19 protein-coding genes and 1 pseudogene are annotated in these 23,056 nt (G+C 71.4%); 15 read left to right on the top strand and 5 right to left on the bottom strand.

What is annotated here, in order from left to right; genetic code table 11:
* The first annotated feature begins 162 nt into the window (after nt 1-162).
* From ACFY2B_RS18225 to ACFY2B_RS18215, 3 genes and pseudogenes are all read left to right on the top strand, one after another.
* Nucleotides 163-1,611 carry a gamma-aminobutyraldehyde dehydrogenase gene (locus tag ACFY2B_RS18225; RefSeq protein ID WP_390764120.1) on the top strand — a complete coding sequence of 483 codons (1,449 nt, stop codon included), beginning with the start codon at nt 163-165 and terminating at the stop codon, nt 1,609-1,611.
* Nucleotides 1,612-1,912: 301 nt separating this feature from the next.
* Nucleotides 1,913-2,654, top strand: a pseudogene (locus ACFY2B_RS18220) (hypothetical protein).
* A 203-nt stretch (nt 2,655-2,857) separates the two neighbouring features.
* Entirely contained in the window at nt 2,858-3,775 is a 918-nt protein-coding gene (locus ACFY2B_RS18215; protein WP_390764119.1) for an endo-beta-N-acetylglucosaminidase H, read from the top strand.
* A 238-nt stretch (nt 3,776-4,013) separates the two neighbouring features.
* On the opposite strand, the gene ACFY2B_RS18210 is transcribed toward ACFY2B_RS18215, so the two are convergent.
* The gene (locus ACFY2B_RS18210; RefSeq protein ID WP_390764118.1) at nt 4,014-4,943 is read right to left on the bottom strand and encodes an NADP-dependent oxidoreductase; all 930 of its coding nucleotides are present in this window, start codon (nt 4,941-4,943) and stop codon (nt 4,014-4,016) included.
* A gap of 77 nt (nt 4,944-5,020) precedes the next feature.
* On the opposite strand from ACFY2B_RS18210, the gene ACFY2B_RS18205 reads away from it, so the two are divergent.
* Complete coding sequence (locus ACFY2B_RS18205) at nt 5,021-5,401, top strand: winged helix-turn-helix transcriptional regulator (RefSeq protein WP_390764117.1); 381 nt, start codon at nt 5,021-5,023, stop codon at nt 5,399-5,401.
* 563 nt (nt 5,402-5,964) lie between these two features.
* The gene (gene nhaA / locus ACFY2B_RS18200) at nt 5,965-7,845 is read left to right on the top strand and encodes a Na+/H+ antiporter NhaA (protein WP_390764116.1); all 1,881 of its coding nucleotides are present in this window, start codon (nt 5,965-5,967) and stop codon (nt 7,843-7,845) included.
* 87 nt (nt 7,846-7,932) lie between these two features.
* On the opposite strand, the gene ACFY2B_RS18195 is transcribed toward nhaA, so the two are convergent.
* Nucleotides 7,933-8,301 (bottom strand): winged helix-turn-helix transcriptional regulator, encoded by a 369-nt coding sequence (locus ACFY2B_RS18195; protein ID WP_390764115.1) that lies wholly within the window; start codon nt 8,299-8,301, stop codon nt 7,933-7,935.
* Between the two features lie 85 nt (nt 8,302-8,386).
* On the opposite strand from ACFY2B_RS18195, the gene ACFY2B_RS18190 reads away from it, so the two are divergent.
* Nucleotides 8,387-9,043: an NADPH-dependent F420 reductase gene (locus ACFY2B_RS18190; protein WP_390764114.1), complete on the top strand. Its 657-nt coding sequence runs from the start codon at nt 8,387-8,389 to the stop codon at nt 9,041-9,043.
* 72 nt (nt 9,044-9,115) lie between these two features.
* Here ACFY2B_RS18190 and ACFY2B_RS18185 read toward each other — a convergent pair whose 3' ends face one another.
* Both ACFY2B_RS18185 and ACFY2B_RS18180 read right to left on the bottom strand, forming a co-directional pair.
* On the bottom strand, nt 9,116-9,823 hold the full coding sequence (locus tag ACFY2B_RS18185; protein ID WP_390764113.1) for a glycerophosphodiester phosphodiesterase: 708 nt from the start codon (nt 9,821-9,823) through the stop codon (nt 9,116-9,118).
* Between the two features lie 36 nt (nt 9,824-9,859).
* Nucleotides 9,860-10,915: an adenosine deaminase gene (locus ACFY2B_RS18180; RefSeq protein ID WP_390764112.1), complete on the bottom strand. Its 1,056-nt coding sequence runs from the start codon at nt 10,913-10,915 to the stop codon at nt 9,860-9,862.
* 460 nt (nt 10,916-11,375) lie between these two features.
* Here ACFY2B_RS18180 and ACFY2B_RS18175 point away from each other — a divergent pair, with 460 nt between their 5' ends.
* Entirely contained in the window at nt 11,376-12,179 is an 804-nt protein-coding gene (locus tag ACFY2B_RS18175; RefSeq protein WP_390764111.1) for a DUF4190 domain-containing protein, read from the top strand.
* A 93-nt stretch (nt 12,180-12,272) separates the two neighbouring features.
* Here the strand turns inward: ACFY2B_RS18175 and ACFY2B_RS18170 are convergent, their stop codons facing one another.
* A complete protein-coding gene (locus tag ACFY2B_RS18170) occupies nt 12,273-12,833 on the bottom strand; it encodes an NADAR family protein (protein ID WP_390764110.1) in 561 nt (186 codons plus the stop codon).
* A gap of 207 nt (nt 12,834-13,040) precedes the next feature.
* Here ACFY2B_RS18170 and ACFY2B_RS18165 point away from each other — a divergent pair, with 207 nt between their 5' ends.
* From ACFY2B_RS18165 to ACFY2B_RS18130, 8 genes are all read left to right on the top strand, one after another.
* Nucleotides 13,041-14,585 carry a gamma-aminobutyraldehyde dehydrogenase gene (locus tag ACFY2B_RS18165; protein WP_390764109.1) on the top strand — a complete coding sequence of 515 codons (1,545 nt, stop codon included), beginning with the start codon at nt 13,041-13,043 and terminating at the stop codon, nt 14,583-14,585.
* Nucleotides 14,586-14,649: 64 nt separating this feature from the next.
* Nucleotides 14,650-15,897, top strand: a complete 1,248-nt coding sequence (locus ACFY2B_RS18160; RefSeq protein ID WP_390764108.1) for a spermidine/putrescine ABC transporter substrate-binding protein — start codon at nt 14,650-14,652, stop codon at nt 15,895-15,897.
* Between the two features lie 5 nt (nt 15,898-15,902).
* On the top strand, nt 15,903-17,075 hold the full coding sequence (locus ACFY2B_RS18155) for an ABC transporter ATP-binding protein (RefSeq protein ID WP_390764107.1): 1,173 nt from the start codon (nt 15,903-15,905) through the stop codon (nt 17,073-17,075).
* A gap of 2 nt (nt 17,076-17,077) precedes the next feature.
* The gene (locus ACFY2B_RS18150) at nt 17,078-17,998 is read left to right on the top strand and encodes an ABC transporter permease (RefSeq protein ID WP_390764106.1); all 921 of its coding nucleotides are present in this window, start codon (nt 17,078-17,080) and stop codon (nt 17,996-17,998) included.
* Nucleotides 17,999-18,799: an ABC transporter permease gene (locus ACFY2B_RS18145; protein WP_376536566.1), complete on the top strand. Its 801-nt coding sequence runs from the start codon at nt 17,999-18,001 to the stop codon at nt 18,797-18,799.
* 58 nt (nt 18,800-18,857) lie between these two features.
* Nucleotides 18,858-20,285 (top strand): NAD(P)/FAD-dependent oxidoreductase, encoded by a 1,428-nt coding sequence (locus tag ACFY2B_RS18140; RefSeq protein WP_390764105.1) that lies wholly within the window; start codon nt 18,858-18,860, stop codon nt 20,283-20,285.
* A 250-nt stretch (nt 20,286-20,535) separates the two neighbouring features.
* On the top strand, nt 20,536-20,988 hold the full coding sequence (locus ACFY2B_RS18135) for a hypothetical protein (protein ID WP_390764104.1): 453 nt from the start codon (nt 20,536-20,538) through the stop codon (nt 20,986-20,988).
* Nucleotides 20,989-21,094: 106 nt separating this feature from the next.
* Nucleotides 21,095-22,954 carry a chitinase gene (locus ACFY2B_RS18130; protein ID WP_390764103.1) on the top strand — a complete coding sequence of 620 codons (1,860 nt, stop codon included), beginning with the start codon at nt 21,095-21,097 and terminating at the stop codon, nt 22,952-22,954.
* Nucleotides 22,955-23,056 lie beyond the last annotated feature (102 nt).

Here is a 23,056-nt window from a genome sequence, read left to right as displayed (position 1 = left end):
CGACAGTTCCGCAAGGCACTATCGATGAAATTCGTTGTTTGCATGGTCGAGACTTGCGGATTTCGCAGCCGTAGCCCGAACGGGGGTGTTGAAAACGTCGGCTCCCGGATTAGGGTGGGTGTCTCAGTGATTGGACAGTTCTGACCCGACAGGAGGCCGGCAGTGAGCACCGAGCAGGCGCGGCTGCGCAAGCTCCGCAATTACGTCGACGGTGAGTTCCGGGACGCCGCAGACGGACGGACCACCGACGTGGTCAACCCCGTGACGGGCGAGGCGTACGCGACCGCGCCGCTGTCCGGCCAGGCGGACGTGGACGCCGCGATGGCGGCCGCCGCCGCGGCCTTCCCCGGCTGGCGCGACACCACGCCCGCCGAGCGGCAGAAGGCCCTCCTGAAGATCGCCGACGCGTTCGAGGAGCGCGCCGAGGAACTGATCGCGGCCGAGGTGGAGAACACGGGCAAGCCGGTCGGGCTGACCCGCTCCGAGGAGATCCCGCCGATGGTCGACCAGATCCGGTTCTTCGCCGGTGCGGCCCGGATGCTGGAGGGCCGTTCGGCCGGCGAGTACATGGAGGGCCTGACCTCCATCGTCCGCCGCGAGCCGGTCGGCGTCTGCGCGCAGGTCGCGCCCTGGAACTACCCGATGATGATGGCCGTCTGGAAGTTCGCCCCGGCGATCGCCGCGGGCAACACGGTCGTGCTGAAGCCGTCGGACACCACCCCGGCGTCCACCGTGCTGATCGCCGAGATCCTCGGGGGGATCCTCCCCAAGGGCGTCTTCAACGTCGTCACCGGCGACCGCGAGACCGGCCGTCTGATGGTCGAGCACCCGGTCCCGGCGATGGCCTCCATCACGGGTTCCGTGCGCGCCGGCATGCAGGTCGCCGAGTCCGCGTCCAAGGACCTCAAGCGGGTCCACCTGGAGCTGGGCGGCAAGGCGCCGGTCGTCGTCTTCGAGGACACCGACATCCCGAAGGCCGTCGAGGACATCTCCGTGGCGGGCTTCTTCAACGCCGGCCAGGACTGCACCGCCGCGACCCGCGTCCTGGTCCAGGAGTCCATCCACGACGAGTTCGTCGCCGCGCTGGCCAAGGCCGCCGCCGACACCAAGACCGGGCAGCCGGACGACGAGGACGTCCTCTACGGCCCGCTGAACAACCCCAACCAGCTGCGGCAGGTCGCCGGCTTCATCGAGCGCCTGCCCGCCCACGCCAAGGTCGAGACGGGCGGCCGGCAGGTCGGCGAGAAGGGCTACTTCTACGCCCCGACCGTCGTCTCGGGCCTCAAGCAGGACGACGAGATCATCCAGCGCGAGGTCTTCGGGCCGGTCATCACCGTCCAGTCCTTCACCGACGAGGACCAGGCGGTCGAGTGGGCCAACGGCGTCGAGTACGCCCTCGCCTCCTCCGTGTGGACCAAGGACCACGCCCGTGCCATGCGGATGTCCAAGAAGCTCGACTTCGGCTGCGTGTGGATCAACACCCACATCCCGCTGGTCGCCGAGATGCCGCACGGCGGCTTCAAGAAGTCCGGCTACGGCAAGGACCTGTCGGCGTACGGGTTCGACGACTACACCCGCATCAAGCACGTCATGACGTCCCTGGAAGGCTGACCCGTCCGCGGCCGGATCCCCGGAACGTTTGCCGCACGGCCGTGGAAGGTCTCCCACACGGCCGTGGACGGTCCGTCGTACGGCCCCGGAACGTCCGGCACACGGCCGCGGAAGGTCCGCCACACGGCTCCGGAAGGGCCTGTACGGTCCCGGACGGGCATCCCCGCCCTCCGGGGCCGTTTCGTGTCAATTGCCGGACGGTTGCCCGCAGATGACGGATCGACGACGTATCGGGTTCGGCGGTGCCCGCTCGACGCGGCGTCGATCGTCCGGCGCCCCGCGGTTCGGCCATGCTGCCCGGGTGCCCCCGACTCGTGCGCCGAAGCCCCCGCTCTCCCGCCGTTCCCTGCTGCGCGCGTTCGGTGGCACCGCCGCGCTCGGCGCCCTGGCCGGCTGCGGGGTGCCCGCCGCGTACGTCGAGGCCGCCGACCGCGCCGGGCCGGACAGCTCCGCCACCGACAGGAAGCTGACCTGGTCGAACTGCCGCTGTACATCGACACCGACGACACCGACCCGAGCCGCCGGCCCACGCTGGAGACCTTCGGGAGGCGCACCGGGATCTCCGTCGACTACATCGAGGAGATCAACGACAACGACGAGTTCTTCGGCAAGATCAGCCCGGCGCTGATGAACCATCAGTCCACCGGCCGCGACCTGATCGTCATCAGCGGCTGGATGTGCGCGCGGTTCGTCCGCCTCGGCTGGGTCCAGGAGATGGACCGCGCCCGGCAGCCCCATGTGGCGAAGCACCTCGACCCGTTGCTGCGGTCGCCCACAAGAGCAACGCCGAGCGCCTGATCGACCACTGCTACGAGCCCGAGGTGGCGGCGGAGCCGGCCGCCTGGGTCACCTACGTCTGCCCGGTCCCGGCGGCCAGGGACGTGCTCGCCGCCGCCGAGGACGAGGACACGGCGGCGCTGGCCGACAATCCGCTGATCTTCCCCGACGGCACCCTGCGCAGGCGCCTCGCCATCGCCCGCGACATCACCTCCGCGGAGCGGGTCGGCTTCGCCGAGCGGTGGAACAGGATCGTGGGGTTGTAGGAGATCGGCAGAACCCGAGGTTCGCCGGAGAGGAGCCCAACTCCCGTGCCCAGACGCCGGGTTGGGGAGCCACGTGGGTGGGAGTGGTGAAGAGTTCTCGCACGGTTCTGGGGATTCGGTCACGGGAGCGGAAAGAATCGGGGGCCCACTCGGCGCTTGCGACAGGGCGGGCGCCGCTCCATGCGATGGGAGACCGATCAACGATGTTCACTCTGGTGCGGAGCAGAGTACGGACGGCGGTGCTCGCGCTCTCGGCCGTCACGGCCCTCGCCTTCGGCGCGACCGCCACGTCCGGCGCGTCAGCGGCCCCCGCTCCCACGAAACAAGGACCGACCTCGGTGGCGTACGTCGAGGTGAACAACAACAGCATGCTGAACGTCGGCAAGTACACCCTCGCCAACGGCGGCGGCAACGTCTTCGACGTCGCCGTGATCTTCGCGGCGAACATCAACTACGACACGGGCACGAAGGCGGCGACCCTGTACTTCAACGAGAACGTGCAACGCGTCCTCGACAACGCCGCCACGCAGATACGGCCGTTGCAGCAGAAGGGCATCAAGGTCGTCCTCTCGGTGCTCGGCAACCACCAGGGCGCGGGCTTCGCCAACTTCCCGTCCCAGCAGGCGGCTTCGGCGTTCGCGAAACAACTGTCGGACACCGTGGCCAAGTACGGCCTGGACGGCATCGACTTCGACGACGAGTACGCCGAGTACGGCAACAACGGCACCGGCCAGCCCAACGCCAGCTCGTTCGTGTACCTGGTGTCGGCACTGCGCGCCAACATGCCGGACAAGATCATCAGCCTCTACAACATCGGCCCGGCCGCGTCGCGCCTGTCCTACGGCGGCGTCGACGTCTCGTCCAAGTTCGACTACGCCTGGAACCCGTACTACGGCAGCTGGCAGGTCCCCGGCATCGCCCTGCCCAAGTCGAAGCTGTCGCCAGCGGCCGTCGAGATCGGCAGGACCTCGCAGAGCACCGTCGCCGACCTCGCCCGCCGCACGGTCAGTGAGGGGTACGGCGTCTACCTGACGTACAACCTCGACGGCGCCGATCGCAGCGCCGACGTCTCCGCGTTCACCAGGGAGCTGTACGGCAGTGCCGCCGTCTACGCACCGTAGGCCGACCGCGTTCCCCGGCGTCCGGTGCCCCCTCGGGGCTTGCCGCATCCCGTAGGCCCGCGCCCGGGGCAGGCCGCGCTTTCGACAACGATGTCGGAGGCGCGGTCGCAGGCGACGACCACGTCGATTCACCCGCCCTCCCGGCAGCTCCAACACCCCGAACGCGTACGGCCACGGCGCCCACGTCCCCATGCGCGACGGTGAACCGTCGTACCCAGTCCGGGTAGTGCGGGCAGGATCAGACGGTGAGGACGAGTTTGCCCTGGAGGTGGCCCTCGTCGAGCAGCCGGTGGGCGTCGGCGACGCGCTCGAACGGGAACGTCTTCTGCACGTGGACCCGGAGCCTGCCCTGCTCGACGAGCTCGACGAGACCGCGCAGGGCGACCGGATCGGGGTCGACCGCGATGCCGCTGAAGCGCAGGCCGGCCGCCTCGTACGCGGCGGTGAGCCGTGCATCCTCCTCGGCGACCGCCGTCACCAGGTGACCGCCCGGGCGGAGCACGTCGAGTGACCGCTCGACGGTGTCGCCTCCGATCGTGTCGAGTACGACGTCGATGTCGCGGACCGCCTCAGTGAAGTCGACCGCCGTGTAGTCGATCACCTCGTCGGCGCCCAGCCCCTCGACGAACGTCCGCTTGCTCCCGCCGGCGGTCGTGATCACATGCGCGCCGAGTGCTTTCGCGATCTGGATGGCGACATGGCCGACCCCGCCACCGCCGCCGTGGACCAGGACGCGGTCGCCCTCGGTCACGCCGCCGAGGTCGACGAGGCCCTGCCACGCCGTCAGCCCGACGACCGGCAGCGCGGACGCCTCGACGTGCGAGAGTGACGCCGGCTTGCGTGCCAGGTGCAGCGCGGGTGCCGACACGGCCTCGGCGTAGGCGCTCGCCGCCCGCGGGAACAGCGGCATCCCGAACACCTCGTCGCCGGGCCTGAACCGCCACGTCTGCGGCGCCTCCTCGACCACGCCGCTGATGTCCCAGCCGAGGACGAACGGCGGCCGGCCGATCAGCGGGAACTCGCCGGCGCGCAGGCGCGCCTCCAGTGGGTTCAGCCCGATCGCCTTGACGCGGACGAGAACCTCGGTCGGGAGCGGCCGGGGCTCGGGCGCGTCCACGATGGTGAGCACCTCGGGACCGCCGAGCGTCCGCTGGGTGATGACTCGCATGACTCTCCTGGCTTTTGAAGGGGGGAAGAGAACCCAGGCTATGTTTCCTATAGGAACCAGCAGGTACCTTTGGCGCCATGAGCGGCTTCGGTCCCGGTGGTGTCTTTCTCGCCGACTGTCCGGCGCGTCTGGCGGTCGAGCTGATCGCCGACAAGTGGACGGTGGTCGTGCTCTACGGCCTCAGTGAGGGACCGGTGCGCCACGGCGAGCTGGTCGAGCTGATCGGCGGCATCTCCCGCAAGGTGCTCACCCAGACGCTCCGACGGCTTGAGGCGCACGGACTCATCCGCCGCCACGCCTACGCCGAGGTGCCGCCCCGCGTCGAGTACGAGCTGACCCCCCTCGGGGCGACGCTGATCGATCCGATCCACATGCTGACCGAGTGGGCGAGGGCGAACGGCGACGCGGTACTCGATGCGCTCGACGCCCACCCCGGGCCGGTCGCCCACCGCGACTGAGGCGCCCGCCAGGTGTTCTGTCCGGGCAGGCCGTGGCCGACCGCCGGCACGGACGAGTGCTTCGTGGGCCCTGTGGGCGGCGTGCCCGGCCGGTACAGGTCCGCCGACGATCAAGACGAACAAGGCGTGTTCGGCATCCGCTCAGGGGACTTCCGGAACCCGGCGCACAGCCGGAACCCGGTGCACGGGTCGTAAGACCGGCTGACCCCGCTGCCCCGGTCGGTGTGCCCGGGGATGAACCCTGGACCTGCTGTTGTTCCACCAGCAGGTGTTCCCGGCGGCCCGCCTGTCATGGGTCGTGCCGCGCGGGCCGTCCCGGCGGCGCTGACCGTCGTGCGGTGCGAACCGGAGCGTGGTGTGACCGGGGTGGCGGGGCCGCTCCGTGGCGTCGGCTCCGCAGGCACCGCGCGTCGCCTGCCGGTGTACTGGATGTCGACGCGCCACGTGCCGACCGCCGGCACGAGCACCGACGCACGAGCACCGATCGACTGACGACTGACCGATGAACGACTGACCGATGAGTTACTGACCGATGAACGACGACGACCGACGAGCGGCTGAGGATGTCTTTGGAAGCCACTGACTACACGGGCCAGAGCGGATGCGGCAAGGACACGCGTTCCCCGTTGCGCGACTTCCTGCGGACCGAGACCGGAAGCGCCGCCGTCCTGATGGCGGCGGCGCTCGCGGCCCTGGTCTGGGCGAACGCCGCACCGGCCGGCTACGAGACGTTCTGGCACACGCACCTGTCCGTCCGGCTCGGCGCCCACGGCATCTCCCTCGGCCTGCGGGAATGGGTGAACAGCGGACTGATGGCGCTGTTCTTCTTCGTCGTCGGACTGGAGGCGCGCCGCGAATTCGACATGGGGGAACTGCGCGACCGCAAGCGGCTCGCGCTGCCGCTCGTGGCGGGCGTCAGCGGCATGATCGTGCCCGTCGTGATCTACCTCGCGGTAACCGCGGGGCACGGCTCGGCGCAGGGCTGGGGCGCGGCGATGTCCACCGACACCGCCATCGCCCTGGGCATGCTGGCCGTGGTCGGCCGGCGCATGCCCGCCGGGCTGCGGGTCTTCATCCTCACGATCACGGTCGTGGACGACTTCGTGGCGCTCGCCGTCATCGCCGTCGCCTACAGCACCCGCCTCGGCGTGACGGCGCTGCTGGTGGCCGTCGGTGTCTTCGTCGTCGTCCTGCTCGTCCGGCGGGCCGGGGTGCGTCGCGGAGCCGTGTACGCCTTCCTCGCGGTCGTGGCGTGGGCCGCGCTGCTCGAATCGGGGGTGGATCCCGTGGTCATCGGTCTCGCGATGGGCCTGGTGACGTACGCGTACCCGGCCTCGCGCAGCGACCTGGAACGGGCGAGCGGCCTGTTCCGGAAGTTCCGTGAGCAGCCCACGCCCGAGCTGGAGCGGTCCCTGCGGGCCGGCCTCGCCTCGGCCGTCTCCCCGAACGAACGCCTGCAACGCATGTACCACCCGTGGACCAGCTATGTCGTGGTCCCGCTGTTCGCACTGGCCAACGCGGGCATCCCCATCGGCGGCGAGCAACTGGTCCGGGCCTTCACCTCACCGGTCACACTGGGCATCCTGCTGGCCTACGTCCTGGGCAAGCCGCTCGGCATCCTCGGGGCGTCGGCGCTGGCCACCGCGCTCAGCCGCGGTCGGCTGCGGCTCCCGGTCGGCTGGGGGTCGGTCACCGCGGCGGGCACGCTCGCCGGAGTCGGCTTCACGGTCTCCCTGCTGATCGCCACGCTCGCGTTCCGCGGCACCGACCTGGAAAACGCGAAGATCGGCATCCTCAGCGCGCTGATCTGCTCCTTCCTGACCAGCCGGCTCGTCACCGCGGTCATCGGGGCGCTGCCCCGCCCTGCGCGGCTGCGGGCGACGCTCGGGAAGGCGGAGACGCTGGTCGACCTGGCGGTGCCCGTCGACCCGGACCGGGACCACGTCCGGGGACCGCGGCACGCACCCGTGACCGTCGTCGAGTACGGCGACTACGAATGCCCCTATTGCGGGCTGGCCGAACCGATCGTCCGCGAACTGCTCCAGGACTTCGGGGACGTGCGCTACGTATGGCGGCACCTGCCCCTGACCGATGTCCATGTGCACGCGCAACTCGCCGCCGAGGCCGCGGAGGCCGCCGCCCTCCAAGGGCGTTTCTGGGAGATGCACGATCTGCTGCTCAGCCATCAGGGCGCCCTGGACCTGGACGACCTGCGGGACTACGCCGTGCGGATCGGACTGGAGCCGACGCGGTTCGAGAAGGACCTGGACACCCACGCCGGTGCGCCCTGGGTCGCCGAGGACGTGGACTCGGCGGACCTCAGCACGGTGGCGGGCACACCCACGTTCTTCGTCAACGGACGCAGGCACCACGGCGCGTACGACATCGGGAGCCTGTCGGCGGCGGTACGGGCCGCCCGGGCGCGGGCCGCCGTCGCGGCCTGACGCAACGGCCGGCGCGGACCGACCGGGTCGTGCGGGTGCTGCCGGGCCGCCGGAGGGGTGAACGGGATCCGCTGCCGGGCCGGCCGTTCAGGGGCGCGGGGGTGTGCGCGCGGAGCGCTCCTGGGCGGCCGTCACCTCGTCGCCGTGCGCGAACGCCCAGGCGCCGAGGGCGTCGACCGGGGCGAGCAACGTCCGCCCCAGCCCGGTGAGTCCGTACTCGACCCGGGGCGGCGAGCCGCCGTACGCGCGGCGCGCGACCAGCCCGTTGCACTCCAGCCGGCGCAGGGTCTCGGTCAGCACCTTCTGGGTGATCCCGCCGATCCGCACGCGCAGCGCTCCGGGCCGTGCGGGCCCGTCCCTGAGCGCCCACAGCACCACGCAGTTCCAGGTGTTGGCGAGCAGGTCGAAAGCGAGCCGGGCACGGCAGTCGGCGAGGAACGCCTGGTCGTCGGTCACGCACCGAATGGTGCCCGAGCCGCCTCCTACCGTCAGGCCGTACGGACATCGGGACGTCCGGGAACCCGGACGGCGGGAGGGACTTGTGCGCATCGGAATTCTTGGCGCCGGCGGCATGGCGGACGCGCTCGGCACCCGGTGGCGGCAGGCGGGACACGAGGTCGTCGCGGGCAGCCGCTCGCGCGGCGGCCTGCGCGAGGCAGCGGCGTTCGGCACCGACGCGGTGCTGCTCGCCGTCCCGTACGCGGTCGCCGTGGACGTGGTCGCGGGGCTCGGGGCGGTGCTGCGCGGGCGGGTGCTGATCGACTGCACCAATCCGGTCGGGCCCGGCTTCGCCCTGCTCACCGCGGGCGGCCCCGCGGCGGCCGAGCGGGTCGCCGCGGCGGCCCCCGCCGCCCGCGTGGTCAAGGCGTTCAACCTCTGCCACGAGGACGTCTGGCGGCTGACCCCGCCGGTCTTCGCCGGCCGCCCGCTCGCGGTACCGCTGTGCGGGGACGACGCGGCGGCACTGGCCGTCGTACGGGGACTCGTACGCGACCTCGGCTGCACCCCCCTGGACGCCGGCGGGCTGGACCGCGCGGGGCTGCTGGAGGCGACGGCCGCGCTGCTCATCGGACTCTGGCTGGGCGAGGGCGCGGACGCCCAGGCCATCGCCCCGCCCCTGGCGTTCGCCGGCCGCCGCGACCGGCCACGGCAGAGCGGGCCGGACGCGATCCCGCCGCGGTCGGGCGGTGCACTCTAGGTCCGGCGCAGGTCCGGCGCGTCCGGTGGTACCGCGCCGCGCTCGCGCTGCGGCATCCGTGGGTTTTGAGGCTCAGGGCCGCCCGTCCGGCCATGACGCGCTCTGACGGAGGGCGCAGAGCGTGTCGATGCGGTTCGTGGTGATCGAGTCGACGCCCAGGTCGAGCAGGCGGCGCATGGCGCGGCGGGTGTCGGGCGTCCACACGGACAGCAACCGGCCGCCGTGGTGGACGCGGGCGGCGAGGTCCCGGCCTACCAGGCTGAAGCGGTAGTTGAGCCAGCGCGGGCCCACCGCCGCCAGCAGCGCGGGCCGCGGGGGCGCCAGGGTCGTCCAGGTGAGGGCGATCTCGGCGGCCGGGTCGGCGGCGCGGACGGCGAGCATCGCCTCGGCGCCCGCGCAGTAGTAGACGCGGTCCCGCGCCCCGGACGCATGGACGACCTCCACGATCCGCCGCGCGGCCCGGCGCTCGGTCAGGCCCGGCAGGTCGACCATCACCCGGCCGCCGACCGTGGCGGCCAGCGCCTCCTCCAGCGTGGGCACACCACCCGCGGTGAGCCCGCGCACCTCGGCGGCGGACAACGACCTGAGCGGACGGTCCTGCCCCCACAGCCGCTCCAACGTCGCGTCGTGGAGCAGCACGGGTACGTCGTCGCGGGTGAGCCGTACGTCGATCTCGACCGCGTCCGCGCCCCGCAGGAGCGCGGAACGCAGCGAGTCGATCGTGTTCTCACGGAAGCGGTAGGGGTCGCCGCGGTGCGCCACGGCGGTCACGGTCTGCATGGACCCCATTCTGCGGGTGACCGGTGCCCGACGGGCTCAGGAGGCGAGCCACCGAGCCGTGTACGTGTCGATCTCGGCGGCGATCGCGGCCTTGCCCGCCGGGTCGAGGAAGGACGCCTCGACCGCGTTCTTGGCGAGGTCGGCCAGGCCCCGCTCGTCGAGGCCGAGCAGCCGGGCGGCCACCGCGTACTCGTTGTTGAGGTCGGTGCCGAACATCGGCGGGTCGTCCGAGTTGACCGTGACCAGGACGCCGGCCTCGACGAAGTCCTTGATGGGGTGCTCGTCGAGGGTGCGGACCGCGCGGGTGGCGATGTTCGAGGTCGGGCAGACCTCCAGCGGGATGCGGTGGTCGGCGAGGTGGGCGAGCAGCTTGGGGTCGCGGGCCGAGCTGGTGCCGTGCCCGATGCGCTCGGCGCGCAGCTCGGTCAGCGCGTCCCAGACCGTCTCGGGACCGGTCGTCTCACCGGCGTGCGGGACGGAGTGCAGCCCGGCGGCCAGGGCCCGGTCGAAGTACGGCTTGAACTGCGGCCGGGGCACGCCGATCTCGGGTCCGCCGAGCCCGAAGGAGACCAGGCCCGCCGGGCGCAACCGGTCGTCGGTGGCGAGCCGGGCCGTCTCTTCCGCGGCGTCGAGCCCCGCCTCGCCGGGGATGTCGAAGCACCAGCGCAGCACGGTCCCGAACTCGGCCTCGGCCGACTTCCGGGCGTCCTCTATCGCGTCCATGAAGGCGCGCTCGTCGATGCCGCGGCGGGTAGAGGAGAACGGCGTGATGGTCAGCTCGGCGTACCGCACCTGCTGCCGGGCCAGGTCGCGGGCCACCTCGTAGGTGAGCAGCCGGACGTCCTCCGGGGTGCGGATGAGGTCGACGACGGACAGGTACACCTCGATGAAGTGGGCGAAGTCCGTGAAGGTGAAGTAGTCCGCCAGCGCGTTCCGGTCGGTGGGGACCTTGGAGTCGGCGTGGCGGGCGGCGAGTTCGGAGACGATGCGCGGGGAGGCGGAGCCGACGTGGTGGACGTGCAGTTCGGCCTTGGGCAGTCCGGCGATGAAGGTCCGCAGGTCGCGGGCGGCGGGTGTGGAGTTGTCGGTCAAGAGGTCCCTCCCCGGGAACGGCGCCGGTGGACCGGGGTCCGGGCGCGGTGATCGGCTGATCGGTGGTTCGGGGCTCATCGTAGGCCCGGGCCCGGGGCGGCCCTGGCTGCCCGTAGCATGACAGCACGCCGAGGAGAGGGGACCGTGCGCAATGTCCGACGAGGCACCGCAGAACGCCGCGGAGAGCGGAGCGACGCCCGGCGACGCTGCCTCACCCTCCCCCTCGCCATGGCCTTCGCCGTCGCCCTCGCCTGACGAGCGTCCCGCGGTGCCCGCGGCCGGCGACGGCACGGCGGCGAACGGCGGTGCGTCTACCGGCAGTCAGGCCGGATCCGGCGGCGGGGCGGCAGGCGGCGGGGCCGCGGTGGTGTCCTGGCCCGCGCCCGCCGGTACGGACACCGGGGCGTGGGACACGCGCGGGGGCTGGGCCTCCGTCCCGTCGTCGGCCGGACCGGACGGGATGACTTCCGATCCGTGGACACCGCTCGCCGACCACACGACCGAGGACGCGTCCCCCACCGACCGGGTGACCAAGAACACGCCCCCCAGCGACCGGGTGCCCGAGGACGCGGCGCCGGGTGGTGCCCCGGCTCCGGCCCCGACCCCTGGGCACGACCACCGCGCGGTCACGCCTTCCCCGGAGGCGGGCTCGCCGCCGGCCTGGAGCCAGCCGGACGGCACACCGCCCCTGGCCGAACCGCCCAATCCGTACGCGGCGCCGAATCCGTACGCGGCGCCCGGGTCCGCGGCACCACCGGTGGCCGGCACCGGCCACCCGTTCGCTCCGCCGAACCCGGGGCCGCCCACGGGCACCCCCTTCGCACCGCCGGTCGCCCAGCCCCAGGGCTCGCCCGTCCCGCCGCCTCCCATAGCCCCCGGCGGACCGGGCCAGGTCCCGTACGGCTACCCGGGCCCCGCCGGTTACGGCTACCCGGTGCCGCCCGCACCGGGCCAGGGCTATCCGGTGCCGCCCGCCGCCGGTCCCGGCTCCTACGGCTGGCCCGGCATGCAGCCGCCGCCGAGCAACGGGCTGGGCACCGCGGGGCTGGTGCTGGGCATCCTCTCGGCGATCGGCTTCTGCATGTGGCCGGTGGCGTTCGTGCTGGGCGTGCTGGCGGTGATCTTCGGCGGGATCGGCCGTGGCAGGGTCCGACGGGGTGAGGCGACGAACCCGGGCCAGGCACTGGCCGCCATCATCTGCGGCTCGGCCGGCATCGTGCTGGCCCTGGCCATGCTGGCGCTCTTGATCTCCGCGACCATCTGACGACCGGCGTCCGGCACCTGAGGCCCGGAGGGCGATCCGGTGCCGACGGCCGCCCTGACACAAGCGCGACCACCGCCACCTCCCCTCCTCACCTCACCCCGACGACGCGAGTCGCTCGCGGGCCTCCATCAGGGCGAAGCCCAGGAGGTTCAGGCCGCGCCAGCGTTCGGGGGTCTCCGCCGCCTCGTCGTCCGCCGCCAGTCCGATGCCCCACACCCGGTCCACCGGACTCGCCTCCACGAGCACCCGGTCCCGGGTGTTCAGCAGGAACTCCCGCAGCTCCGCGAGCGCGCCGAACTTGTGCACGCTGCCCTCGACCACGATCCGGAAGCGCTCCCGCTCCCACACCGCCTCGTCGAAGCCCCGCACCAGCCGCCCGGCCTTCTTGGCCTGGGCGGGATGGGCGGCGGCCAGCACCCGGCGCTCCGCCTCCCCGTCCTCGAAGAGTCTCGCCTTCGCGGCCATCATCCAGTGCTCCGCCGTCGCGTACTCCACTCCGGCCACCGTGAACGGTGACGGCCACCACTGGCTGAGACACCCCGTCCCGACGCGCCCGTCCGCCCGCGGCCGGTGCCCCCAGAAGTGCAGGTACCTGACGCGCGTTCCCGCCCGGACCTCCTTGGTCAGGGCCTCCATCGAGTCGATCCTCCCCATGTGCGCCAGTTTGGCAGGCACCACCGACAGTCCGCCCTCGGATTCCCGGGTGCCTCGCCGACCGGTCGACAGATTCCGTCGCGTAACCAAAAGGCAACAACGGAATCACTTGTTGGAGTCCCCCGGCTCTGTCAGGATCGGCACTCAAATCGAGCTGGAGCTACGCCACCCGCCCCCCGGGACGGGACGACGGCGGAGGGGAGCGACATGCACAACCCGGGCACCGCCGCCCCGGACCGATTCCCGGCACGGGAGCGCTTCGCGGCCGGAGCGCAGTACGTCGCCGGGCGTCCGGCGAAGGGTTCGTCGGGCCGCATCCACTCCGTGGTCGATCCGGCCACCGGCGAGGACGTGTACGCCTACGAACTGGCCGGCCCGAAGGACGTGGACGCCGCGGTCGCCGCCGCCCGCGCGGCCTTCCCCGCCTGGTCCGCCGCCACGCCCGGCGAGCGCTCCGACGCGCTGCACCGGCTGGCCGCCGTCCTCGCGGACCGCGCGGAGGAGTTCGCCCGCGCCGAGTCCCTCCAGTGCGGCAAGCCGCTCAAGCTGACCCGGGAGTTCGACGTCCCCGGGACCGTCGACAACACGGCGTTCTTCGCGGGCGCCGCCCGACATCTCCCGGGCCAGTCCGCCGGTGAGTACTCCGGCGACCACACGTCGTACGTCCGCCGCGAGCCGATCGGTGTCGTCGGCTCGATCGCGCCCTGGAACTACCCGCTCCAGATGGCCGCCTGGAAGATCCTCCCGGCCGTCGCCGCGGGCAACACCGTCGTGCTCAAGCCCGCCGAGCTGACCCCGCTGACCTCGCTGATGTTCGCTGAGGCCGCGACCGCCGCGGGCATCCCGGACGGCGTCGTCAACATCGTCACCGGCACCGGCGCGGAGGCGGGGGAGCACCTGGTCGGCCATCCCGACGTGGCCATGGTCTCCTTCACCGGTTCCACGGCCGTCGGCAAGCGCGTCGCCGGGATCGCCACCGCCACCGTCAAGCGCCTCCACCTGGAGCTGGGCGGCAAGGCCCCCTTCGTCGTCTTCGACGACGCCGACCTCGACGCCGCCGTCAACGGAGCGGTCGCCGGCGCCCTCATCAACACCGGGCAGGACTGCACGGCCGCCACGCGCGCGTACGTGCAGCGCCCGCTCTACGAGGCGTTCGTCGAGCGGACCGCCGCCCTGATGGAGAGCGTCCGGCTCGGCGACCCGTTCGCCCCAGGCACCGACCTCGGCCCGCTGGTCACGCACACTCAGCGCGACCGCGTGGCCGGCTTCGTCGACCGGGCCCGCGGCTACGCGCGCGTGGTGACCGGCGGTGAGGCACCCCTGGGAGATCTGGCGAACGGCGCGTACTATCGGCCCACCCTGATCGCCGACGCGCCACAGGACAGCGAGGCCGTCCAGTCCGAGATCTTCGGTCCGGTGCTGGTCGTTCTGCCGTTCGACAGCGATGATGCGGGGATCCGGCTGGCCAACGACACCCCGTACGGCCTCGCCGCCTCGGCGTGGAGCCGGGACGTCTACCGGGCGAACCGTGCCACCCGCGAGATCAAGGCGGGCTGTGTCTGGGTCAACGACCACATCCCGATCATCAGCGAGATGCCGCACGGCGGCTATCGGCAGTCCGGCTTCGGCAAGGACATGTCCAGCTATTCGTTCGAGGAATACACGCAGGTGAAGCACGTCATGTTCGACAACACCGCGGTGGCCCGCAAGGACTGGCACCGCACGATCTTCGGGGACAGGCAGGACCGATAGCGAGACCGGCCGGCCGCTGACCACGGCCGTGCCGCACCATCCCTCCCGAAAGGGCAGCACGCGCATGGAGCAGTACGAGCCCGACCGCCACACCCCGGTCCGAGCGGCCGCCGTGCGGCGCAGTCTCCGGGACGGCAGGGCCGCCCCCACCCGCCGTTCACTGCTGCGTGCCTCCGCGGGCGGTCTGCTCGCGGCAGGCGGACTCGGGGCGCTGACCGGCTGCGGGATCCCCGCGGCCGGCCGGACGCAGGGCGGCACGTCCGCCGAGGACCACTCGGCCACGGAGAAGGTCGTCGACTTCTCCAACTGGCCCGAGTACATCGACGTCGACGCGAGCGGGAAGACCCATCCGACGCTCGGCACGTTCGCCCGGCGGACCGGCATCACGGTGAAGTACACCGAGGACATCAACGACAACAACGAGTTCTTCGGCAAGATCCAGCCGCAGCTCGCCGCGGGCCAGGCCACCGGCCGCGACATCATCGTGCTCACCGACTGGCTGGCCGCCCGGATGATCCGCCTCGGCTATGTCCAGAAGCTGGACGCGGCCAACCTGCCGCACGCCTTCACCAACCTCTCGCCCCAGTTCCGCAACCCCGACTGGGATCCGGGCCGCGCCTACTCCTACCCCTGGCAGGGCATCTCGACCGTCATCGCGTTCAACAAGAAGGCGCTCGACGGCATCGAGGTGCGGGCGGTCTCCGATCTGCTCGACAATCCCAGGCTCAAGGGCCGGGTCGGCTTCCTGTCGGAGATGCGCGACAGCGTGGGCATGACCATGCTCGACATGGGCAAGGACCCCGGGAAATTCACCGACGACGACTTCGACGCGGTGCTGGCCCGGCTCCAGCAGGCCGTCGACCGGGGCCAGATCCGCCGCTTCACCGGCAACGACTACACCTCGGACCTCTCCAAGGGCGACCTGGCCGCCTGCGTGGCCTGGGGCGGTGACATCGTCCAGCTCAAGGCGGACAACCCGGACGTCGACTACGTCATCCCGGCCGGCGGCTACATGACGTCGACCGACAACATGCTGATCCCCAACAAGGCGCGCCACAAGACGAACGCCGAGCGGCTGATCGACTTCTACTACCAGCCGGAGGAGGCCGCCGCGCTCGCCGCCTACGTCAACTACGTCTCTCCCGTCGACGGCGTGAAGCCCTACCTGGAGAAGATCGACAAGTCCGCGGCGGAGAACCCGCTGATCCTGCCCGACCGTGCCATGCAGGCCGAGTCCCACGCCTTCCGTGCGCTGACGCAGAAGGAAGAGACGGCCTACGAAGCGAAGTTCGCGAAGCTCACAGGGGCGTGACGAGGATGACCAGCACAGACAGCGGCGGCGACGTCCGCCTCTCCGGCATCGGCAAGACCTACGGCTCCTTCACCGCCGTGCACCCGCTGGACCTGACGGTGCCGCAGGGTTCCTTCTTCGCCCTGCTCGGCGCCTCCGGCTGCGGCAAGACCACCACCCTGCGCATGATCGCGGGCCTGGAGGAGCCGACCTCGGGCACCGTGCACCTCGGCGACCAGGAGGTGACCCAGCTGCCGCCGTACAAGCGGCCGGTGAACACGGTCTTCCAGTCGTACGCCCTCTTCCCGCACCTGGACATCTACGAGAACGTCGCCTTCGGTCTGCGCCGGCGCGGCATCAGGTCGGTGAAGAAGCAGGTCGAGGAGATGCTCGACCTGGTGCAGCTGGGCGAGCAGGCACGCAAGAAGCCGCACCAGCTCTCCGGTGGCCAGCAGCAGCGCGTCGCCGTGGCCCGCGCCCTGATCAACCACCCCAAGGTGCTGCTCCTGGACGAGCCGCTGGGCGCCCTCGACCTCAAGCTGCGCCGCCGGATGCAACTGGAGCTGAAGCGGATCCAGACCGAGGTCGGCATCACCTTCATCCATGTCACCCACGACCAGGAGGAGGCCATGACCATGGCCGACACGGTCGCGGTGATGAACGCCGGCCGGGTCGAACAACTGGGTTCGCCCACCGACCTCTACGAGAACCCGCGGAGCACGTTCGTCGCCAACTTCCTCGGCACCTCCAACTTCATCGAGGCCGAGGTGGGCTCCGCCGACGGCGACGACCTCGTCCTGCGGGCGGGCGGCGGAAAGCTGGTGCTGCCCAGGGCGCGGTGTTCCGCCCGTGCGCGGACCGGCGACAAGGTGCTGGCCGGCGTCCGCCCCGAGAAGATCTCCCTCACCCACGCCGACGACGCGGGCGCGATACCCGAGGGCCGCAACCGCATCACCGGCACCATCGCCGACGCCAGTTTCATCGGCGTCTCCACGCAGTACGTCGTCGACAGCGCCGTCTGCCCAGAGTTCGCGGTGTACGTGCAGAACGTCGACCGGGACGGCCGGCTCGTGCCCGGCGCCGACGTGGTCCTGCACTGGAGCCCCGCCCACACCTTCGGCCTCGACGCCTCGCAGTCCCTGCTGGCCGGGACAGGGGGCTCCGCCGGTGTGGAGAGCGCCGAGGAAGAGGCCGCGTAGCGATGTCGACACTCACCGAGGCGCCGCCGCCGACCGCCGGGACGCCGGAGAAGAAGGCCCGGCGCGGCCGCTGGACCCCGTACTGGCTGCTGCTGCCCGGCATCCTCTGGCTCGTGATCTTCTTCGCGCTGCCGATGATCTACCAGGCGTCCACGTCCGTGCAGACGGGCTCCCTGGAAGAGGGCTACAAGGTCACCTGGCACTTCGCGACCTACTGGGACGCGTTCGGCGAGTACTGGCCGCAGTTCCTGCGCTCGGTCTACTACGCGGCGGCGGCGACCGTCCTGTGCCTGCTCCTCGGCTATCCGCTGGCCTACCTGATCGCCTTCCGCGCGGGCCGCTGGCGGAACCTGATCATGGTCCTGGTGATCGCGCCGTTCTTCACCAGCTTCCTGATCCGCACCCTCGCCTGGAAGACGATCCTCGCGGACAACGGACCGGTCGTCGGCGTGCTCCACTCACTGCACCTGCTGGACGTCACCGACTGGCTCGGCTGGACCGCCGGGGACCGGGTGCTGGCCACACCGCTGGCGGTGGTGTGCGGTCTGACGTACAACTTCCTGCCGTTCATGATCCTGCCGCTGTACACCTCGCTGGAACGCATCGACGGGCGGCTGCACGAGGCGGCCGGCGACCTGTACGCCAGGCCGTTCACCACCTTCCGCAAGGTGACCTTCCCGCTGTCCATGCCGGGCGTGGTCTCCGGCACGCTGCTGACCTTCATCCCGGCGGCCGGTGACTACGTCAACGCCGAACTCCTCGGCTCCACCGACACCCGGATGATCGGCAACGTCATCCAGACGCAGTTCCTGCGGATCCTGGACTATCCGACAGCCGCCGCGCTCTCCTTCATCCTCATGGCCGCGATCCTCTTCATGGTCACCTTCTACATCCGCAGGGCGGGGACGGAGGACCTGGTCTGAATGCCCGTCGTCAGCTGGCTCAAGCGCCGTCTCGTCGTCATCGCGGGACTCCTGACCCTCGGCTATCTGCTGCTGCCGAACGTCGTCGTCACGGTCTTCTCGTTCAACAAGCCCAAGGGACGCTTCAACTACGCGTGGCAGCAGTTCTCCCTGGACGCCTGGAAGGACCCGTGCGGGGTCGCCGACATGTGCGGGTCGCTGTCCATCAGCCTCCAGATCGCCGTGTGGGCGACGGTCGGCGCCACCGTCCTCGGCACCATGATCGCCTTCGCGCTGGTCCGCTACCGCTTCCGGGCGCGCGGCGCCGTCAACTCGCTGATCTTCCTGCCCATGGCCATGCCCGAGGTCGTCATGGCGGCCTCACTGCTCACCCTGTTCCTCAACCTGGGCGCGCAGCTCGGATTCTGGACGATCCTGATCGCCCACATCATGTTCTGCCTCAGTTTCGTCGTCACCGCGGTCAAGGCCCGCGTGATGTCGATGGATCCGCGCCTGGAGGAGGCCGCCCGCGACCTGTACGCCGGGCCCGTGCAGACCTTCCTGCGGGTCACGCTGCCCATCGCGGCCCCCGGGATCGCCGCGGGCGCGCTGCTCTCCTTCGCGCTCTCCTTCGACGATTTCATCATCACCAATTTCAACGCGGGCTCGACCGTCACCTTCCCCATGTTCGTGTGGGGCTCGGCCCAGCGCGGCACGCCCGTGCAGATCAATGTCATCGGTACGGCCATGTTCCTCGTCGCCGTACTGCTCGTCCTGGCCTCCATGGCCGTCGGAAACCGCCGCAACAGGCAGAAGGCGTGAGCGCGCGCGGGAAACCCCCGGTGGCCCCCTTCGCAGGGATTCGTAGGGAGTTGACATCATGGCCCCAGGTGCCATGAGCCGTACCAGCGAATGGACCGCGTCGCTCTCCGCGGCCCAGCCGGTCCCGTACTGGCTGGACGACCCCGCAAGGCCCCGCGCCGAGCCCGCCCTCATCGGCGCCGAGACCTGCGACCTGCTGGTCGTCGGCGGCGGATACAGCGGCCTGTGGACCGCGCTCCTCGCCAAGGAGCGCGACCCCGGGCGGGACGTGGTGCTGGTGGAGGGCCGCGAGACGGGCTGGGCCGCCTCGGGCCGCAACGGCGGCTTCTGTGCCGCCTCCCTCACCCACGGTCTGAGCAACGGCCTGGCCCGCTGGCCGGACGAGATCCACCGCCTGGAGGAACTGGGCGCCCGCAACCTCGACGAGATCGAGCGGGCGGTCGACCGGTACTCCCTCGACTGCGACTTCGAGCGCACCGGCGAGATCGACGTCGCCACCGAGCCCTACCAGGCCGGAGAACTGCGCGCCTGGCACCGGGAGCTGCGCGAGAGGGGGCTCGCCGACGGCATCGACTTCCTGGACGCGGACGCCGTGCGCGAACAGGTCGACTCGCCGACCTTCCGGGCCGGTCTGTGGGACCGCAGGGGCGTGGCCATGCTGCACCCCGCCAAGCTCGCCTGGGGCCTCAAACGCGCCTGTCTCGGGCTCGGGGTGCGGGTGTACGAGCACACGCCCGCGCTGACCCTGCGGCCGTACGGCGCCGGGATGGCGGTCCGCACCCCGTACGGCGCGCTCCGCGCCCGCCGCGTCGCGCTCGGCACCAACGTCTTCCCGAACCTGGTCAGGCGGGTACGCGCCTACACCGTCCCGGTCTACGACTACGCGCTGATGACCGAGCCGCTGACGCCCGGGCAACTGGCGTCCGTCGGCTGGCGGGGCCGGCAGGGCCTCGGCGACAGCGCCAACCAGTTCCACTACTTCCGGCTGTCCGCCGACAACCGGATCCTGTGGGGCGGCTACGACGCGGTCTACCCGTACGGCGGCCGGGTGCGCGCCGAGTACGACCACCGCCCGGAGACGTACGCCAAGCTCGCCGGGCACTTCTTCACCTGCTTCCCGCAGCTCGCGGGCGTCCGCTTCACGCACGCGTGGGGCGGCGCGATCGACACCTGCTCGCGGTTCTCGGCGTTCTTCGGCACCGCCCACCAGGGGAAGGTGGCGTACGCGGCGGGCTTCACCGGTCTCGGCGTCGGCGCCACCCGGTTCGGCGCCGAGGTGATGCTGGACCTGCTGGCCGGGGAGCGGACGGAGCGCACCGCGCTGCGGATGGTGCGCACCAAGCCGGTGCCGTTCCCGCCCGAGCCGTTCGCCTGGACCGGCATCGCCCTCACCAAGTGGTCGCTGGCCCGCGCGGACAGCCATGACGGGCGCCGCAATCTGTGGTTGCGGGCGATGGACCGGCTGGGGCTCGGCTTCGACAGCTAGTGCTCCGCTGGGGTGGGGTGGGGTGGGGTTGTTTTTTATGTGCCGGTGTGTGGGGGCTGGTCGCGCAGTTCCCCGCGCCCCTATGAGGTGGGTTGGGGCTGGCCGTGTAGTTCCCCGTGTCCCCGGTGGGGTGTTGATGTGATCCAGGTCACTTCGGCTGGGGTGATGAACTCGCGTAATGCGGGCCGCAGGGTCCTGTCTCCCTCGTGTGGCGCCATCGGCGTCCACGACAGAGAGGGAGGTTTCTGTGATGACTGGGGCGAAGACGGCAGTCGAATGGCTGGCATCCGTCGCACCGGACCCCGAGTCCTGCCGCTGGGAATGGGAGCGCAACCCGCACGGGGTCGCGTTGCTGCCCGCCGGCAAGGCGTGGGACGTGCTCATCCTGCCGGGCGCGCTCGGCCACCCCACGCTCGACGTGCTCATCCGCGTCCTCGACCGGCCCGGCCCGGTGCTGGGCGACTCCGGGGCCGACCGGGTGGGCTTCTTCGTGCCGGCGGGCACCGCCGCCCGCTGGCTCGGCACCGGCATCCGCGCGGTCGGGCCCGGCACCTGGATCGTCGTGCCGTATCCCGGCCGGGTGACCCGCGGCGTGCGCTGGCTGGTGGCTCCGGACGGCTCCGGCACGCTCACCGACCCGGCACTGCTGGAGCTGGCGATGCACGAGGCGGCGGCCGGAAAGGTCGTGGACGGCGGCGCCTAGCCGGGCGGTACGGCCCGGGTGAGTGCCAGAGGTCTTGACAGCCGGATTGGTCTGGACCAAGTTGAGCGCGCTCCACCCTCCCATTCCCCCCTGCCCGGAGGCCCTTGTGGACCGCCCCAACGGCACCAGATCCACCACCCGTACCAGAACCGTCCTCGCCGCGCTCACGGCCGCACTGCTGGCCGTGCCCGGCATCACCGTGCTCTCGTCGGCCGCCCGTGCGGCCGACGCGGACCTCGCCCTCCCCCAGCCTCGAACCGACTCGGCCGGGGGTACCCCCAACGGCGGCTTCGAATCCGGCCTCGACGGCTGGACCTGCCCGGCGGGTACGACCGTCGCCTCACCCGTGCACGCCGGCACCGCGGCGCTGCAGGCCACCCCGGCCGGCAGCGACAACGCCCAGTGCGCGCAGACCGTGTCCGTGCAGCCCGACGCGCAGTACACCCTGTCCGGCTACGTCCGCGGCTCCTACGTCTACCTCGGCGCCAGCGGCACCGGCACCACCGACGTCTCCACCTGGACCCAGTCCGCCCCCGACTGGCAGAAGCTCAGCACCACCTTCCGCACCGGCCCCAGCACCACCAAGGTCACCATCTACACCCACGGCTGGTACGGCACCGGCGCCTACTACGCCGACGACGTCTCCCTGACCGGCCCCGGCGGCGCCACCCAGCAGCCGCCCGCCGCGCCGGCCGGTCTGCGCACCGGCACCGTCACCTCCTCCAGCGTCGCCCTGTCCTGGTCCGCCGTCACGGGCGCGACGAGCTACGCGGTCTACCGGGACGGCGCCAAGGTCCAGACGGTGAGCGGCACCTCGGCGACCGTCACCGGACTCACCGCCGCCACCGCCTACGGTTTCCAGGTGACCGCGGTCAACGACGCGGGCGAGTCCGCGAAGTCCGCGACCGTGACCGCGACCACCTCGACGGGAACCGGCGGCGGCTCCACCGACCTGCCCGCCCACGCCCTCGTCGGCTATCTGCACAGCACCTTCGCCAACGGCTCCGGCTACACCCGGCTGGCCGACGTCCCCGACAGCTGGGACGTCATCGACCTGGCCTTCGGCGAGCCGGCCTCGGCCACCTCGGGTGACATCCGCTTCAACCGCTGCCCGGCCACCGAGTGCCCGAACGTGGAGAGCGACGCCGACTTCAAGGCCGCAGTCAAGGCCAAGCAGGCCGCGGGCAAGAAGGTGCTGATCTCCATCGGCGGCGCGAACGGCCAGGTCCAGCTGACCACGACCGCGGCCCGGGACACCTTCGTCTCCTCCGTTTCGAAGATCATCGACGACTACGGCCTCGACGGCCTCGACATCGACTTCGAGGGCCACTCGCTGTCCCTGAACACCGGCGACACGGACTTCAAGAACCCGACCACCCCGGTGATCGTCAACCTCATCTCCGCCCTGAAGACCCTCAAGGCCAAGTACGGCGACAAGTTCGTGCTGACCATGGCCCCGGAGACGTTCTTCGTGCAGATGGGCTACCAGTACTACGGCACCGGCCAGTGGGGCGGCCAGGACCCGCGCTGCGGGGCGTACCTGCCGGTCATCTACGCCCTGCGCGACGCCCTGACCCTGCTGCACGTCCAGGACTACAACTCCGGTCCCATCATGGGTCTGGACAACCAGTACCACTCCATGGGCGGCGCCGACTTCCACATCGCCATGACCGACATGCTGCTGACCGGCTTCCCGGTCGCGGGCAACGCCAACAACGTCTTCCCGCCGCTGCGCCCCGACCAGGTCGCGATCGGCATGCCGGCGTCGGTGAACGCGGGCAACGGCTATGTGGCACCGTCCGAGGTCACCAAGACCCTCGACTGCCTGACCAAGAAGACGAACTGCGGCTCGTACACCACCCACGGCACCTGGCCCGCCCTGCGCGGACTGATGACGTGGTCCATCAACTGGGACCGGTTCTCCAACTGGGAGTTCCAGAAGAACTTCGACGCCTACTTCGGCTGACCTCGGCCGGGCGGGGCGGGTCCCCAGCGCCTGCGACCCGCCCGGCTCCGCCGGTCGTCGAGCGTGCGCTGTGCCGCCCGCCCGGGCCGTACGTGCCCCTGG

The organism is Streptomyces sp. NPDC001270 (assembly GCF_042896695.1).
Classification (GTDB): Bacteria; Actinomycetota; Actinomycetes; order Streptomycetales; family Streptomycetaceae; genus Streptomyces.
This window is presented reverse-complemented; position numbering and strand designations above follow the sequence as displayed.